Origin of the sequence: Paenibacillus sp. FSL H8-0548, assembly GCF_038630985.1 — a bacterium.
Taxonomy (GTDB): Bacteria; Bacillota; Bacilli; order Paenibacillales; family Paenibacillaceae; genus Pristimantibacillus.
In genome coordinates this window covers 1,459,494-1,476,106 of sequence record NZ_CP152049.1, presented here as the reverse complement: position 1 = coordinate 1,476,106, position 16,613 = coordinate 1,459,494, and the positions used below count along the sequence as shown (strand labels likewise).

17 protein-coding genes are annotated in these 16,613 nt (G+C 47.2%); 4 read left to right on the top strand and 13 right to left on the bottom strand.

Annotated elements, in window-relative coordinates; genetic code table 11:
- Positions 1-114: 114 nt before the first annotated feature.
- The 10 genes from MHI37_RS06100 to MHI37_RS06055 all read right to left on the bottom strand — a co-directional run bounded on the left by MHI37_RS06100 (position 115) and on the right by MHI37_RS06055 (position 10,905).
- Complete coding sequence (locus tag MHI37_RS06100) at positions 115-1,503, bottom strand: arabinan endo-1,5-alpha-L-arabinosidase (protein ID WP_083676221.1); 1,389 nt, start codon at positions 1,501-1,503, stop codon at positions 115-117.
- Between the two features lie 67 nt (positions 1,504-1,570).
- Positions 1,571-2,413, bottom strand: a complete 843-nt coding sequence (locus tag MHI37_RS06095; RefSeq protein ID WP_076336634.1) for a carbohydrate ABC transporter permease — start codon at positions 2,411-2,413, stop codon at positions 1,571-1,573.
- Between the two features lie 31 nt (positions 2,414-2,444).
- Entirely contained in the window at positions 2,445-3,335 is an 891-nt protein-coding gene (locus tag MHI37_RS06090; protein ID WP_076336633.1) for a sugar ABC transporter permease, read from the bottom strand.
- A gap of 95 nt (positions 3,336-3,430) precedes the next feature.
- On the bottom strand, positions 3,431-4,780 hold the full coding sequence (locus tag MHI37_RS06085; protein WP_076336632.1) for a sugar ABC transporter substrate-binding protein: 1,350 nt from the start codon (positions 4,778-4,780) through the stop codon (positions 3,431-3,433).
- Positions 4,781-4,971: 191 nt separating this feature from the next.
- On the bottom strand, positions 4,972-5,961 hold the full coding sequence (locus MHI37_RS06080; protein ID WP_076336631.1) for a family 43 glycosylhydrolase: 990 nt from the start codon (positions 5,959-5,961) through the stop codon (positions 4,972-4,974).
- Positions 5,962-6,280: 319 nt separating this feature from the next.
- Positions 6,281-7,225, bottom strand: a complete 945-nt coding sequence (locus MHI37_RS06075) for a helix-turn-helix domain-containing protein (protein ID WP_076336630.1) — start codon at positions 7,223-7,225, stop codon at positions 6,281-6,283.
- 550 nt (positions 7,226-7,775) lie between these two features.
- A complete protein-coding gene (locus MHI37_RS06070; protein WP_076336629.1) occupies positions 7,776-8,786 on the bottom strand; it encodes a LacI family DNA-binding transcriptional regulator in 1,011 nt (336 codons plus the stop codon).
- 122 nt (positions 8,787-8,908) lie between these two features.
- Entirely contained in the window at positions 8,909-9,814 is a 906-nt protein-coding gene (locus MHI37_RS06065; protein WP_076336628.1) for a DNA-3-methyladenine glycosylase 2, read from the bottom strand.
- Positions 9,795-10,337: a methylated-DNA--[protein]-cysteine S-methyltransferase gene (locus tag MHI37_RS06060; protein WP_083676218.1), complete on the bottom strand. Its 543-nt coding sequence runs from the start codon at positions 10,335-10,337 to the stop codon at positions 9,795-9,797. Before MHI37_RS06060 ends, MHI37_RS06065 begins: the two co-directional genes overlap by 20 nt.
- Positions 10,327-10,905 carry an Ada metal-binding domain-containing protein gene (locus MHI37_RS06055; RefSeq protein ID WP_076336626.1) on the bottom strand — a complete coding sequence of 193 codons (579 nt, stop codon included), beginning with the start codon at positions 10,903-10,905 and terminating at the stop codon, positions 10,327-10,329. Before MHI37_RS06055 ends, MHI37_RS06060 begins: the two co-directional genes overlap by 11 nt.
- 129 nt (positions 10,906-11,034) lie before the next feature.
- Here MHI37_RS06055 and MHI37_RS06050 point away from each other — a divergent pair, with 129 nt between their 5' ends.
- The 3 genes from MHI37_RS06050 (at position 11,035) to MHI37_RS06040 (ending at position 13,237) form a co-directional block, all read left to right on the top strand.
- On the top strand, positions 11,035-12,138 hold the full coding sequence (locus tag MHI37_RS06050) for a metallophosphoesterase (protein WP_076336625.1): 1,104 nt from the start codon (positions 11,035-11,037) through the stop codon (positions 12,136-12,138).
- A 187-nt stretch (positions 12,139-12,325) separates the two neighbouring features.
- The gene (locus MHI37_RS06045) at positions 12,326-12,550 is read left to right on the top strand and encodes a PspC domain-containing protein (protein ID WP_306010668.1); all 225 of its coding nucleotides are present in this window, start codon (positions 12,326-12,328) and stop codon (positions 12,548-12,550) included.
- Positions 12,551-12,577: 27 nt separating this feature from the next.
- A complete protein-coding gene (locus MHI37_RS06040) occupies positions 12,578-13,237 on the top strand; it encodes a PspA/IM30 family protein (protein WP_076336623.1) in 660 nt (219 codons plus the stop codon).
- 175 nt (positions 13,238-13,412) lie between these two features.
- Here the strand turns inward: MHI37_RS06040 and MHI37_RS06035 are convergent, their stop codons facing one another.
- From MHI37_RS06035 to MHI37_RS06025, 3 genes are all read right to left on the bottom strand, one after another.
- On the bottom strand, positions 13,413-13,862 hold the full coding sequence (locus tag MHI37_RS06035; RefSeq protein ID WP_076336622.1) for a GreA/GreB family elongation factor: 450 nt from the start codon (positions 13,860-13,862) through the stop codon (positions 13,413-13,415).
- Positions 13,863-14,041: 179 nt separating this feature from the next.
- Entirely contained in the window at positions 14,042-14,869 is an 828-nt protein-coding gene (locus MHI37_RS06030; RefSeq protein WP_076336621.1) for a PPK2 family polyphosphate kinase, read from the bottom strand.
- A 15-nt stretch (positions 14,870-14,884) separates the two neighbouring features.
- A complete protein-coding gene (locus tag MHI37_RS06025) occupies positions 14,885-15,571 on the bottom strand; it encodes a M50 family metallopeptidase (RefSeq protein ID WP_076336620.1) in 687 nt (228 codons plus the stop codon).
- Positions 15,572-15,686: 115 nt separating this feature from the next.
- Here MHI37_RS06025 and MHI37_RS06020 point away from each other — a divergent pair, with 115 nt between their 5' ends.
- A complete protein-coding gene (locus tag MHI37_RS06020) occupies positions 15,687-16,502 on the top strand; it encodes an alpha/beta hydrolase (protein WP_076336619.1) in 816 nt (271 codons plus the stop codon).
- Positions 16,503-16,613: the final 111 nt, after the last annotated feature.

Sequence of the window (16,613 nt, the reverse complement as noted above, 5' to 3'; positions counted from 1 at the left end):
TTTACCAGACTTACCAAACATCATTATTATGTCCAGCTATTATTCAATTTTTGTTCTAAAAGCTAACTCGGTTTAGCTCTTTGCTGAGCATTCTTTCGCTTGCTCAATAGCTCGCTACGAGTCTCGAGACAGCTGCTTGCCCCAGACGGCGGCACCGCTTTCATTCATCCCTGTGAAGACGAGAGCAGCCTTGTTCCGTTCCCAGTCCCATGCGGGCAACAGAAGAACAGTCTCCTCTGAAATAACTGTGCCCTCCGCATCGTGCCAGTACAAGGTCAAGGTATGATCTCCGTCAAACTTCCAGTAATCCTTTGGTTCGCCGCCCTCAATCTTGCCGTTCTTCAGTAAAGTAATCGTATTGGACCCGACTTGTCCGTCAATGAGCTTCTCATGGACAAGCAGCTCCCATTCACCATGTATGCTGCCTGCCGCCACCTTCTGCGGCGTTTCGCCTGCATAGCGTTCAGGGGATACGGCCGGCCAGCCGTCCGCAGTCCACACCATCCGCCTCACATGGAGATACATCCAGTTCGAATCCTGCTCTGGCCTTGCATGGTGCACCAGATAGTAGTCGCTGCCATCCTGCAAAACAGAGTTATGCCCGGGAGATATCCAACCTTCTCCTTCATTAAAACGATAGCCGCCAATGAGCTTGTTCCCGATTTCGAATTGAGCCTCATAGTCAACATCCAGCATATCGCGTCCATTCGAATCCAGATAAGGTCCCGTTATCGATTCCGAGCGCCCAACCCGAACATTGTAATCGGAGGATAAAGAGTCGTACGAAACGAATAAATAATATTTTTCCTGCTCGGGATTATAGATGACATAAGGTCCTTCCACCGCGCCTTGCTCCATCGACCTGCTGCGGGCAGCAATCTTCGTACCGAAGCCGGGCTCCGCAAGCTTGCCTGTCTCTTGATTAAGCGGCGATACGTAAATCCCGCCAAAAAAAGAACCGTAAACAAACCATGCCTTGCCGTCCGCATCCAAAACGATGTTCGGATCAATCGCGTTTGGATCGTCCACTCCCGAGGTCTTCACAACCTCTCCTTGATCTGTCCACGGTCCCTCTGGCGATGAGCTGGTCGCCACACCGATATAAGAGGTATTGGAGCCGAAGGTCGATGCCGAATAATACAAATAATAAGTGTCGCCAAACTTCTCAATATCCGGCGCCCATAGTCCCGTTGCCCCAGTCCACGTCTCCGCTTCTTCTGGAACGCCAACGAACGCATAGCCAACCCACTCCCAGCTAATCAGATCCTTCGACTTTCGCACCATAATGCCAGGAGTGCCCGTACCGCCGACCTTCACATCCGTAGAATAAATATAATAAGTATCCCCATCCTTCAAAATGGACGGATCATGCACATTGCTTGTGTTCCAAGCTGCCTCGTTGTGAAGATTATCCGTATCGTACAGCTTGTAATCAGGCGGCGCTGACGGATAAGCGGTCGGATCAGCCTGACCCGAGCAGCCCGTGAGCAGCAGCGCAGTCATTAAGGCCGCGCCAGTAAGCTTTTTCATTCCGAAGCCTGCTAATTTCATCGTATCATGGTCCTCTCTGCTAGCCCTTTACGCCGGAGATAGCGACAGATTCAATAATTTGTTTTTGGAACACGAGGAAAATAAGCAGCATCGGCAGCAAAGCGACGAAGGATGCCGCCATAATGAGCGGATAATCCGTCTGAATGGCATAGGTCGCGTTAAAGTTCGCAATGACGAGCTGCAGCGTCTGCTTCTCAGGCGAATTCAAATAGATGATAGGAGCGAGATAATCGTTCCAGATCGCCATAAACCACAAAATAACCTGAGCAGCTACCGCTGGACGAATTAACGGGAAAATGATTCTCGCGAAAATACCGAAATAGGATGCTCCGTCGATTTTGCCTGCTTCAATAATCGCTCCCGGTATGCTCGTTAAATATTGGCGCAGGAAGAAGATCATCATAATATTGCCGAACAAGCCTGGCACGATGAGCGGTTTTAGCGTGTCCACCCACCCGAATTCGGAGAACATAATAAACTGCGGAATCATAATCGCCGGATAAGGTATCATTAAAGATGACAGCAGAATCAAAAAAAGTGTATTCCTATGTTTGAACCGAAGTTTAGCGAACGAAAAAGCCGCAAGACTTGATGTGAACGTCCCGATAACCGTTACGCAAAGCGTAATGAACAGGCTGTTCTGAATCCCGCTGAGCAGCGGCCCTTTATCCCAAATTTCCACGTATTTGATGAAATCAAACGTCTCCGGAATCCAGACCGGCGGCAGCGCGAATACTTCCGCTTTCGTCTTGAAAGAGGTCGAAACCGTCCAAGCCAGTGGTGCAATCATAAATACGGCGCCGATACTGATGAATATGAAAATAAAAATATCCGAAATTTTAATCCTTTTGGCCGATAGCATGGCTGTCTTCACTCCTTCCTTCAAATGGTCGTTATTCCAAATCTCTTGACGATCTCTCATTCATCTTGAATTGGACGAGCGTAATGACAAAGATGAATAGACCGAGCAGCATCGCCATCGCAGAAGCATAACCCATTTGCAGGTTGCCAAACGCCTTCTGCCAAACATAGAATACGACCGAAGCGGAGCTGTATTCCGGGCCGCCTGTCGAGGTCATAATGTTGATTTCCGTAAAGACTTGAGCGCCTCCAATAATTTTCGTCACGATGATGAAGAAAGTAACCGGTTTCACCATCGGAAAAGTAATATGCTTGAAGGTTTGAAAAGCGTTGGCGCCATCAAGCGAGGCCGCTTCGTAATAATCCTTGGGCACGCTTTGCAGCGCCGCCAAATAAAGCAGCATGGAATATCCGATGTTTTTCCATACCATCATGATGATAAGAGCGGGTTTCACCGTATATTTATTGGTCAGCCAGTTGGGGCCGTCAATCCCGAACAGCGCAAGAAACTGATTAACCAAACCGTAGTCTCCGTTATAAGCCCATTGCCACAAAATCGAAATCGCCGCAAGCGATGAAATAACCGGAATGTAATAGACGACTCGAAAGGCGGTCGTGCCGAACATTTTGCGGTTTAGACCAAGAGCCAGCAGTAAAGCCAGAATAATTTCGATTGGAATGCCAATCATCATGAAGATCGTATTGAAACCAGCCTTATGAAACTGCTCGTCTGCAAAGATCTCCTTAAAATTCGCCAATCCGATAAAATCCATGCGGCCTAAGCCGTCCCAATCCGTGAAGGAGCCGTAAAGCGAATATAAAAGCGGATACATTGTAAACAAGAGAAACCCAAGAACGGGAGCAAGCACAAACAAATACCCGTAGTAGCTTTCTTTGCGATAGAGATTCGACTTGGTTTTCATCTTCCACCCCTGATTCACCCGGCACGAGAACGGCGCCTGCCTTCCTTGAGGAGGATAGACACCGTTCCTTACGGGCTAAAAATGTTTAGCTGGTTTTATTTTTTGGATTTTGCTTCCTGCTCGATCGCTTTGTCAAGCAGCGCCTGCATTTTTGGCTGCTGTGATTTCACATAATCGGCTGCGGTTGTTTTGCCATCCAATACCGGTTGAATGTCCGTGAAGAACAATTGGTACCATTCTCCGTTGTAAGTTAATGTGTTAGGCATTGGTTTACCGTAATCTTGAACGATATCCAAAAACTCTTTCTTGTTGGCAGGCTTGGTCTCCGTATTGGCAGCCCAAGTCTCAGCCATATCAATCAGGTTAGGAATTTGTACTTTAGCATCAACCAATTGCTGCTGGCCTTCAGGAGAAGCTGTCAGGTACGTAACCAGCTTGGCTGCAAGCTCAGGACTCTTCGAGCTATTGGAAACGCCGATGCCAAGCGAACCGACGAAGGTTGCCGATTTGCCAGTAGAGCCTGCTGGGTAAGGAATAAGATCATAATCGAAAGGAAGTGTTTCGTAAGTAGCCAAATCCCATGGGCCTACCGGAAAAAATGCCAATTCGCCTTTCATCCAACGCTGGTAAGTATCCAGCGTAGCCGCGTCTTCAATGGACGGTGTGATCTTATAAACGTTTTGCATATCTGCAAAGTATTGCAGCGCTTCCGCAAATTTCGGATCGTCAATCGTTACTTTCGTATTTGTCTCATCAAGCCAGTCCCCGCCGTTGCTCCATACGAATGACTGCAGCGCCCAGTTAATGTTGAAGCCTGTGCCGTACTGGTCAATTTTGCCGTCACCGTCATTGTCTTTGGTCAACTGCTGGTTTACTTTAATAAATTCATCCCAAGTGTACGGCTTGTCCTTGTCCGGCAATGGAATGCCAGCTGCTTCGAACATATTTTTGTTAAAGCCAAGCGCGAAAGGACCAACGTCTTTCAGCAAACCATAGATGCTGCCTTGGCCTACGTTGTCGCCATCATAACGGTAGATGTCTACACCATATTGCCAGATATTATCGAAGTTGACGTCCTTCACATACTCTGTAATGTCCTTCAGTACGCCACCGTTCACATAGGCTCTTAGATCACCCGGATCGAAGTAAAACACGTCGGGTACGCTTTTCCCTGTAATAGCAGCCTTCAATTTCGTAGCATATTGATCGCCGGTTGTCGTAATGATTTTAACTTTAACACCAGGATTATCCGCCTCGAATTTTTTTACAGTAGCCTCATATGCCTTTTGCTCTTCCGGAGCACCTCTGAACATAAACGAAATTTCTTGCGATTCCGTTTTATTGCCTTGCGCTCCTTCATTGTCTTTGCCTCCGCATGCGGAAAGGACAACTACTAACGACATCATTAATACAAACACGGAAAGCAAACCTTTTTTCTTCACCAATTAAACCCCTCCTATATATGCAGCTGTCACAATAACTTCGATTATGTAATGAAAATATAATAAATTAGCATTTACATTACATAGTTAATGTTTTTGTTAAATTGATAATAATGCAAAGCGCTTTCATTGTCAATATAAATCAATTACATATTTATAATTTAATTAATGAATTTGCTAATTTGAAAACTTGTTTATTGATTTCCCGTTCTTCCATCCGCTTGCGGAATACCGAAATGAGGCGTCCCATCGGAGTTCCAGCCGAACACCTGGGCACGGGTATGACGATTCGGATCGTAGAGAGGATCGCCTGTAATGTCTTTATAGTTGCGGGCGTGATAGACGATAATGTCCTGCAGACCGTCTGGGCTCACTGTAAAGCTATTGTGGCCGGGACCATATTGCCCTGTCGCTTCATTCGTTTGGAAAACTGGCATCGGTGCCTTCGTCCAAGAGGCCGGATCAAGCAAGTCGCTTGTCTCAGACGCCGACAGCAGCCCCATGCAGTAATTGAAATCGGTAGCACTGGCAGAGTAACTGATAAATATTTTGCCGTTCCGCTTCAATACCGCCGCTCCCTCATTAACGAGGAATCCGATCTTCTCCCACTCCTGCTCAGGGGTAGCAATCATAACTTGCTCTCCCTTGATCGTCCACGGGCTGCTCATTTCCGCAATATACAGATTGGAGTTTCCATAGATGGACGGATCCTTCTGCGCCCATACTAGAAAACGCACGCCGTTATGCTCGAACGTCGTCGCATCCAGCGCAAATGACTCCCAATTCGTTATGATTTGCCCTTTCTCAACCCACTCGCCCTCAAGTGGATTAGCCGATTCATTCTCGACAACGAACATGCGATGATCGAATAAGCCATCAACGGTGTCCGTTGTTCTGGCAGCCGCGAAGTAGATATACCATTTACCATCAATAAAATGAATCTCTGGCGCCCAAATGTTCGCGCTCATCATGCCTGAATCATATTTTCTCCAAGCCACGACCGGCTCAGCAGAGCCAAGCTCCTGAATCGTTCGGGCCCTCCTCACCTCAAGTCGATCGTATTCCGGCACCGAGGCGGTGAAATAATAATAACCATCCGTATGCTTGTAAACCCACGGATCGGCGCGCTGGGGAATGACCGGATTAACAAAGGATTGTGTTGCTGAGATTTCTTTACTTAACATGTAATTAAACTCCCTTTCTATAAGCCGTGTTTGCTGCTCTTGCTGACTGCTATGTTTGCCCATGCAGCTGGCAGCTTATTAGCTTCATTTCTGAATCACCCAAACGTCACAAATCACGTCTTTTTTGAGGCTGCTAAACACCTCATATGATTCGTATATATATTAACTAATTCACTATAATGCAAATGATAGCAATTTAACACCGTCTCTGTCAATTATTTATTCATCGAAGAGCAAGCCCAGCTTACTGCGTATAGATTGGTCTAGACACGACAAAAGGGCTCTTCACAGAGCCCTTTTGTCGTATCTGGATGGCAAATTAGTGAGATGCTCCCTCAGTCTCAGGAGCTGTTATCTTCTCGTAAAAAAGCTTGAAGACAATATCTTGATTGTAATTTCCGAATCCCGTCCCAAATAAGGTTACGCCTCCTACATTTTGCGCATCCTCATGCACAGCGATGCGAAATGTCCATTGCTTCAGGTCGATATGAATGTCACTTAGCTTAACGTCCGAGATTCTTGTACCGTCAATAAACGTGCCTTCTTCATTAATTTTCAGCATTTTCAAAATACCGTATTGATTTATCTCATTCCACCACCAGTCAGGGGTGTAGCGGCCGCGGTTGCCGCCGCCGAAGTCTCCGGGACTTGTCCATGATCCAAGCTTGATGTCATTGAGCGTAAACGTAATGTCCGATGGCCAATTATCGTTGGCAAAAGGAGCCTCGGAGGAAATTTCCATCGTTATCTCAAGCTCAGTCGGCTCCTCATTTTTCATCAAATAATTAGCAAGACGGTATTCCACAAAGCCTTGTCCAAACCATAATACTTTGGCATTGACACGCTCCGGCTCCAGAAATGCGCGCGGCTCGTCGAACATGCCAATTACTTTGACTGTGGATGCAAGACCGCAAGTCGGTGCAACCTCAAAGTCAGTGTAATGTCCCACCGATACTTCCGTCACATGGCATTCGCGTATCACTGAAGCAACCTTGGTTGGGAATAATATCTCAATGGAATCGGTTACAAGTGTGCATACCTTCTTGGCCCCGCCTTTGCCTGGCTGCATGGATGTCTTGATGATGCTTGCGCGTTCCAGCTTCTTCACATGCATCGTCATAATCGCGCTGCTCAAATTCATCGCTTCCGCAAGCTCTTTGACATTCATCGGCTTCTGGGTAAGCTGCTGAATCATGCCAATTCGCACGCTGCTTGCCAGCGCTTCATATACAGGGAGCGAATGTAGAGAGATATCTATCTTCATTATGTTCTCACCCTTATTCATAATAGATTTATAAATAAATATACTCCAATGTTAATCATCATACAACTATCTGTCAAAAATCTATCTCTATAAGTTAAATTAAAGTTTTAGAAAATTATGTTATGGAATATTAGCTTTCTTTCTCCTGTTCTTAGATTGGTCGTGCTAGCGCTATGGGTTCAGCGCTATAGGAAGAGGCTACGTTGCAGTTTGGACAACGTAATCGACGTTACTTAGCCTAACAAGGCAGGTACAGTGTAGGTACTTCTCCTTCATCTAGCGGAGGAGGCCTACGTAGTAAGCAGTCAAGATTGTAACGGAAACACGGCCCTCTATTTGTAGCCTATATGCCCGATCTCGCTACATTTCTGCATAATAGAGTCTTCCTCTTCCGTTAAGATGTGGCGCTAGCCAAAAATGGAATTTTAGCGTCTCTGGTTTCCGTTAGCTTTCGTTATCACCAGGTTCGGAGAAGGTGTAGCTTCCTATACAATACAAAAAAAGGCTGCCCCTTTCAGCGGGACAGCCTGTCGCATCTCAATAATCAGGTTTAATTCGTTGATTCTCTCATGAGCACTTCAGCGTAGATGAGCGTTTTCTCGACCATCGATTGGGGATTTTGGATTCTCCATATCATTTTATCGACGGCGCGCATGCCAAGCAGCTCTTTGTTCACATTAACCGTTGTGAGCAAAGGAGAATAATCCTTATCTGTATTGTCAAAACCGGTTACGGCAACTTGCTTGGGCACCTCGATCCCCCGCTCGTGAAGCGCGTGCATGACCGTTGAGGCCAAATGATCGTTCGCGCAAACGAATACCTCGGGAAGACTGCCCGCTACAGCGAGAGGGATCACCTCATGCAGAAGCTCCGCCTCCGTTTCCGTAAGCAGCGGATCTTGTTCGCAGGTCAGCCCGTATTCATCCAGAACAGAGCGATAGGCGATCCAGCGTTCAAAGAAGCTTTGGGCATAATCGGTTCTTCCTACGAATTGAAAATCTTTATACCCTTTGCTGACAAGCTGAAGCATCAGCTCACGCATGCACGTAAAGTTGTCTGTAAATATGGTGTCGGCATGCAGAGCCGGATCGAGATGGTCGATCATAACGACAGGTATCTCCAGCTTCTTGATGTCGAGCAAAATCTGTGTCGATACCGTTCCCAGCGTAATAATCCCTTGTATAGCATTCGGGTTTAATAGACTGAAAACATGGTCGCTAGAAGGCTCTGTTAACGTTAATATATCCATTTCCCTTTGATTCAGCCGTGCAGAAATGCCGTCAAAAATCGGACCCCAATAAACAGAATCCTTGTTTTGATAACGAATATTCGGGAATAATACCACTATAGTGCCTGTAATTTTGTCCGTACTATGATCAGGAGATTGGGTTAAAGGACTAGGGCGGCTGCTCTTAAAGTATCCTAGCTGCCCTGCTGTTTTGAGAATCATCTCGCGCGTTGAATCACTGACTCCCGTCTTTCCGGCCAACGCTCTGGATACGGCGAACTTCGATAATCCCGCCAGGTCAGCAATCTGTTGAATCGTAACTTTTCCCCTCATAAACCCCATCCTGTACTTGATAATATACCAAAATAGTAGCATATCCCTTCATGTTTCACAATTCATAGGGTGAAAACGCAAACATTTAAATTCCAGAAGCTGCTATCTACCTGTAATTGCCTCTATACTTCCAAGGTTCTCCATAAATAAAAAGCAATATAAGACTCCCACCCGGGCCATTGATCGAACAATGCGCTCAATTCAAGCGGAGTTGGCTTTAGGCTTAACCCCAGCAGCTTCTTTACCGCATTTTGCAGTCCCACGTCTCCTACAGGGAGAGCGGTCTGATCGCCCAAACATCTCATTCGCACATATTGGGCTGTCCATGGACCGATGCCGCGTATTTTCGTAAGCTCCTGATCGACGGATTCAGAATCGTTCAGCTTTAGCAGCTTATCCCGGCTTAATTCCCCGCCAGCCATACGGGATGCCACATCCAATATAGCCATCGCTTTGTTCTTGGTAAGCTGAAGGCTGCATAGGGATTCTACCGATTCCCCAGCAAACCGCTCAGGCAATGGAAACAGGCGATACGTTGCGCCCTCCCAATCCGCAGCAATGCCGTACCGCTCTGCCAGCCGGTGTTTAAGCTTGTAGGCAAATGCAAGATTCACTTGTTGACCGACAATCGCCCAGCACAATGCTTCAAAAAGATCCGGAATGCCTACCAGCCGCAATCCGGCAAAGCGTTCTGCCAGCGGAGCAAGCAGTGGGTCACCCTGTAAGAGCTTGATAAACGGCTTCAAATCCCGATCCAGATCAAACCAATCCTTTATATACCGTGTTAGCTGCTCCCTATCCTCAAGCGAAAGGGAAGCCCCATCCAGCATTTGAACCTGCATTACGCCCCTGCCTTCAAGGCAGGTCACCCTGACTAAACGGTCGGCAGATCCAACTCGCAGCAGACGATTCACTCCTGAGTAATCCATGCGGTACAAGCTCTCCAGCGGAGAACGCGTCATATAGTCCAGGCATTGCTGGAAATCAAACGGCTGCGGAAGCGCCAGCTCAAAAACGGAAGCGTTCATGCCCCACTACCTCCATATTCGTTACTCCCTCCAACGCAAGAATGTCTTTTTTCATCTGAAGTCCCCCTCTAAACCCTGTCAGCGTACCATTGGAGCCCACGACACGATGACAGGGCAAAATAATGGGAAGCGGATTGCGCCCAATCGCTGTGCTTGCCGCCCGTATCGCTGCCGGCTTTCCAATTGCGTCCGCGAACCGCTTGTACGTCCACGTCTCCCCATAAGGAATTTGGCTCAGGCCCGTCCATACGCTTTGTTGAAACGGCGTTCCTCCCGCATCCAGCGGTACCTTATCGAAGCTGACGGGAACGCCGGCGAAAAACTGCTCCAGCAGGTCGAGGATGCCGAATTCAACAAACAAGCCGCGATCCTCGATCATATGTGTGAAATCCTGGTCCAAACCGGCCAACTCTGAAACATGCGGCGGATATAACAATTGACTTACTCCTTGATCAGTAGCAATAAGTGTCCACGGCTGATCGAAGCCGATTATCGTTTGCCGATATTTTTGGTTAGCTGTCAAATAAATCCCCTCCTCTTTGTCCGTTCTGATACGCCGTAGGCGTGATGCCCGTTCTCCGAAAAAACCAAGAAGCCATATGAGATGGATTGCGGTAGCCTACTGCTGCTCCAACCTCTGCGATGACAGCTCCATCTTCTAACAACAATCTCTGCGCGTGTGCTAATCGAACACGCTCCGTTTTTTCCGCAGGAGAATATCCGGTCACTTGCTTATATACCCGCTGCAGATGGTAAGGGCTAATAGCAAGTGAAGCAGCCAGCATAGATAAAGTCAGCTTCTCTTTGTAGTGTGCCTCAATAATCGCATCCGCCTTAGCGGCCAGGTCCGCATCCGGTCGAAGCGTCCCATTCTCCTCGGGCTTGCATCGCTTGCAAGGACGAAAGCCCGCATGCAGCGCATCCTCCAATGAAGAGTAAAAAGTCACATTGCGGGCAAGCGGTGTTTTGGCGCGGCAGCTGGGCCGACATACGATCTTCGTCGTCCTTACACCTGTATAATATATACCTTCATAGGTTAATTCCCGATTCACAACAGCTTTGTATACAAGGTCAAATAACGTCTGATCCATAGCGTTCACCTCACTTCAATAGTATAAGCCAATCCTTGCTCCAGTTGTAGTACGCCTGAATAGGACAGCAACATTTCGATAGGCGAGTATAAATGGTACAATAGCAACAACATCATTAAGGGGGAGCCCATGTTTATTTTAATCGGACTAGTATCCATCGCTATTTATGCATCTCTCGTATTTTATATTGGGTGGAGCGGCTGGTCATGGATGAAGCCTGTCCTATCCCGCCGCTTTCGCTTACTGTACATCATTACGCTAATCTTTCTCGCAACCTCCTTTATATTAGCTAGAGTAGTTGAAGGCTCTGTGCTGCTAAATATTGTAGGCTCCTATTGGCTCGCCTTGTTCAGTCTGCTCCTGCTGGTGCTGCCGATCATCCATCTCCTAGTATGGCTAACGAGGCTTACATCGCTTCCCCGCCATCGCGTACAGAAATGGGCTGGCTCCATCACGCTGGCTGCGCTTATTTTACTTATCGGCTACGGCACCTTTAACGCATACAGCCCAATTGTACGGAGCTACGACATTGCACTGCCTAAGCAAGGTCCTGCGAGTGGAGCTCTCAACATTGTGATGGTCTCCGATATGCACTTTGGTTACCTATCCGGCAAGAAGCACGCCATCCGCATGGTTGAGGAGATCAACGCCTTAAAGCCTGATATCGTCCTTATTCCAGGCGACCTAATTGATGATGATATTGAACCGTACAAGCAGAAGAATCTCGGCAGTGTATTGGCGCAAATTAAAGCTCCCTATGGCGTATATGCCTCTCTCGGCAATCATGATCGCTTTAAAGGAGAGATCGGAGAGCTCATCGCTCTTCTTGAAGAGAGCAATATGAAAGTATTGTATGATGAGGTCGTTACCGTTGACGGCTGGCTCACCTTGATCGGACGCAAAGATCATAGTGATAAGGAAAGAGCAGAGCTTTCCCACTTCACAACGGACATCGACCAATCCAAAGCTATTATTTTGTTGGAGCATCAGCCTTACGGGCTTGATACGGCGAAGGAGCAAGGCATCGATCTTATGCTCTCAGGGCATACACATCGTGGACAAATTGCCCCCGCACACCTCATCACCCAGCTGCTATTTGAGAACGACTGGGGACATTTGCAGAAGGAGCAGTTCCACTCGATCGTATCCTCTGGCTACGGCTTCTGGGGCCCACCAATTCGAACGGGGTCCCGCTCCGAAATTGTCCAAATTCGAGTTTCTTTCGATAAGTAAAAGGCCCTGACGCTGCGTCAGGGCTTTTCTTCTCTTGTGTTCCTTCCCGTCCACCTACTGCCCCTCGTTCCCCGCCGTTTGTCGCAATGAGCCCCGCCTAAAGACCAGTACCCAGAACAGACTGCCGACCGTTACGAGAAGATGCTCAGCATACTACAATAAGGACATAGAAGAACTGAACGAAAGGATGAAAGTTATGAAAAAATTATTTCGATCAACAACGGACAGTAAACTAACTGGTCTCTGCGGAGGTATTGGACAATGGCTCGGCGTAGATCCCACGATCATAAGGCTGATTGTCGTTATTGCGTCGTTCTTCAGTTTCGGAGCAGTAATACTCGCCTACTTCATTGCCACACTGTTTGTCCCAAAAGCGCCAAACCATGATTTCAGATTTGTTGACCACCACTAATTTAACTATTAAAGGAGAGATTATAAAATGGGAATTTTACAACGCGTAGTTAGCATGACGAAGGCAGCAGCAAATGAGATGCTCGATAAGATTGAAAATCCAGTTACTATGCTCAAGCATTATTTGAAGGAGTTGGATGAGGAAATTGCGAGCACCGAGCGCGAAAGCGTGCAGCAGCTAACGCAGCAGCGTATTTTGCAAGCAAAGCTTGCCGAGTTGAAGGATCATTCGGACTACTACGAAAGAAATGCAGTGCAAGCTGCGAGCGAGGGACGAGAATCAGATGCCCGTATAGCGCTTGAAGCGAAGCTTCTTTATATGGACCAAACAGAGGACACGCTTAAGCTGCTTCGTCTTTCGGAGCAAGCCTCAGTTGACCTAGGGGCCACAATTGAAACATTAAAGGAAGAGAAAACGAAACTTCAAGGAAAACGTAATGAACTGGTCGCACGCGTCCAGCAGACATCCGCAGCATCTGGCAATTCATCTTCTGCTTGGCAAGGAAGTACAGCCTCCAGAGGCTTTGATCGGATCGAACAGAAGATCATGGAGAAGGAAGCGGAGCTTGAGCTAAACAAAGGCATTCATGGAAGCAGCCATCTGGAATCCGCTCAGTTGAACGAGCTGCATCATGCGAGTGTAGAGGAAGAGCTGAAGCAGCTCCTGCAAAAAAAATCCGTCAGCTAGCCCAACATTTACATCAAGATTGACCGCCTTCAATGAAGGCGGTCTTTTTGTTATGTCATCATATGTGAGTGGTTCATCCTCCTGAGCAGGCAGCAAAAAAAAGCCCTTGAAGAATGATCTCCAAGGGCAGCTGTAAAGATTATCTATACAAAGCTCTCATCGATCTGTGATGAGCTTACGCTACTGTAGAAGACTTGTCTCCTGCATACGCAATAGCCGCAATACGAGTCCGAATCGCGCCGGACGGCGCAGCAACAGAGATCACCTCATCTATGCCAGCTAGAAGCAATTGCTTCCCTACCGGAGATAGAAAAGAAATTAGGTTCTCATCCGGATCAGCCGCGTCAGGCATAACAATCGTAAAAGAGTCCTTCGTATCAAAATCTGGATATTCGATCGTAACTTGACTGCCTATCAGCACCTTAGACTGCAGCTCTTCATCTGAAGCTTTAAGCAGCTTTTGCACAGTTTGTGTGTATATAGAAAGGAATTGGCTAATCTCTGTACGCTCTTTTCCTTGCATAACAAAATAGCTGTCGAGAAAGCGATTCTTCTCATCACTCAATAATACTAGCTGCACGACCAATTGTTCTCTTACACTGGAAAAATCGATACTATGGTTCATAGTAGACCTCGCCTCCTATGCGCACGATGCTAATTCTACACAAACATCCAACTGCTTTTTCCATACTCTTCTCCTCCTAAAAAAATATAAGACCTCTGAAGCAGAGGCCTTGTAACTAGCTTACCAAACCTACAATATAAGTCCAGCTATATTTCTTATCATTGGATAAATTTCAAATGCTAGCCTTCTTCCTTCTGGATCTCCTCAAGCAGGCGCTGAAGCTCTGGATTCGCAGGCGGGTCCGTTAGCTCAAGGCTGCGCAAGGCGTCCACTGCAATGTTGAGCACCGCATAATTGCGATACCACCGATTATCAGAGGGAACGACATGCCACGGCGAAGCTTTGCTGCATTTTTCAAACAGCTCCTCATAGTACTTGCCATATCGCTCCCAAGACTTGCGCTCCTGTAGATCCGATGGGTCAAACTTCCAGTTTTTAGTTGGGTCCTCGATACGGCTAATCAGCTTCTCCAGCTGGAATTCCTTCGAGATATGCAAAAATATTTTGACTACCTTCACTCTGCTGTCTTCCAATAGTGTCTCAAAATGATTAATATGCTTAAACCGCCGCTTAGCTTCCTTATCGCTCACCTGCCCGTGAATTCTCGTAATGAGTACGTCCTCATAGTAAGAGCGATTAAATACGGCTATTTTGCCAAGAGCAGGAACTTCATGATGCGCTCTCCATAAAAAGTCATGGAGCGCCTCAGCCTCCGTCGGCTCCTTGAAGCTATGAGCTGAAATCCCCTGTGGATTAAGTCCGGCAAACACATTTTTTATGACCCCATCCTTACCGCTGCAATCCATCCCTTGAAATATAAACAGCACCGCCTGCTCTTTGCCAGCGATAAGCTTCTCCTGCAGCTGCTGCAGCTCCTGCTCCAGCTCCTTTGTCTCCTCGGCTGCCTCTTCTTTGTTCTTGAATCGTCCCGTATCCCTCGGATCATAGTTAGTTAAATCCACCTTGTTTTTCTCGTTCACTCTAAAGCCTTTGGACAATTTATTCATCGCTTTCGCCTCCTACTATTTACTAAATTGTATCCTGCCGCGCTTACTCTTAAACAAATAACCGATTGCGATTTTGGCACACCAAAGTGCAAAGAAGCAAAATAAAGCTGACCATACAAATGCCGGAATGGACGTTGCCCCGCTTAAGCTGGTTGCATCACCGGCGGAGTCTGGCTCCGTAACCGAAAGAAAAAGCAGCACAAACGGACTAATAATCGACTCCACCAAACAAATGAAAGCAATCAGCAAATAATAGCCGCTTCTCAGCCAGTTCGGCGCACCAAAGTAAATAAACACGGATAATAACGTAAATCCTGCACTCCATACCATCCCATACTCATTTCGAACGAATAGCGCTAACGCCACTCCTGCTGCTAAAGTAATTATGGCTAAGCCAAAGCGCTCCTTCCCTCTCCCGTAAAGAAAGAAGAGCAGCAGCGAGAACAACGCCGAGCCCATATAGCCAGCAAGCGCAATCGGAATCAGCATCCAGCTGCTCGTATAGGAGGTATAAGTGACTCCACTCTGATCCGCGTTTAAGTAAATATGCATAACGCTGCCCTTAAGCAGCAGTGTTGCCAGCGCATGGGCCAGTTCATGGACCAATGTATTTACATTTTGAAAAAAGGTCGAAAACGGAATAAAACGCGTCAAAAAAGCAGTGACGATAAAAATAGCTGCCATCCTTAGCCAAGAATACATAGATCGCCTCCAACCTCTCCCTTTATTCTAACTGTACATACGGATAAAAAAGATTTATTTTTCAAATACTTCTTAATTGGGTATAGAAATATATAGACGCGAGAGGAGAGATACAATGGGACATTACATTGAGGTTGAAACAAACGTAAGACTACACGTAACGGATGTCGGCTCTGGGCCCGCTGTCATTTTCCTTCATGGGTGGCCGCTCAACAGCCGGATGTTCGAATCGCAATTCACACTGCTTACTGAGCAGGGCTATCGCTGCATTGGAATCGACCAGCGCGGCTTCGGCAAATCCTACGCCCCGGCTGATGGATACAACTATGACAGGCTTGCAGATGATATAAAGGCAGTTATTGATTATTTGAAGCTGGACCAAGCTTATCTGATCGGCTTCTCCGTAGGCGGCGCAATCGCTGTCCGTTATATGGCCCGTCATGGAGGCTACGCTATTCGGAAGCTTGCCTTGCTTGGAGCAGCTGCTCCTTCCTTCACACAACGCGAGGATTACCCTTACGGCATGACGCAAGAGCAGGCCAATGAACAAATCGCTGCCGTCAAAAAAGACCGCCCGCAGATGCTTCGCGATTTCGGCGAAATATTTCTGGCTGATCATGCAGAAAACAGGATAAGCCAGCCCTTTAAAGATTGGTTGCAGGCGCTTGGCCTCGAGGCCTCCGCTTGGGGGACGGTTCGTACATTCGAATCGCTTCGTGATGAGGATTTGCGAGCTGACGTGCTGCAAATCAAAACGGCTACAACGATCTTTCAAGGTGAGCTGGACACGATATGTCCGCCAGAGTTCGCCAAGCAGCTGCTTAATGGCATCGATGGTTCCACGCTCGTGTCATTCGAAAATAGCGGGCATGGCATGCTATTCGACGAGCCGGATAAATTCAATCATGAGCTGCTGGAGTTTCTGAAATAAAGTAAGGCGTTACAAGGTGAAACGGCTGTCGCCGCCCTTATGGCGGTGGCGCGTTTCATTCCGGAGAAATATAGAGATCGTATGGTGAAATGATATACTTTCCTATATTTT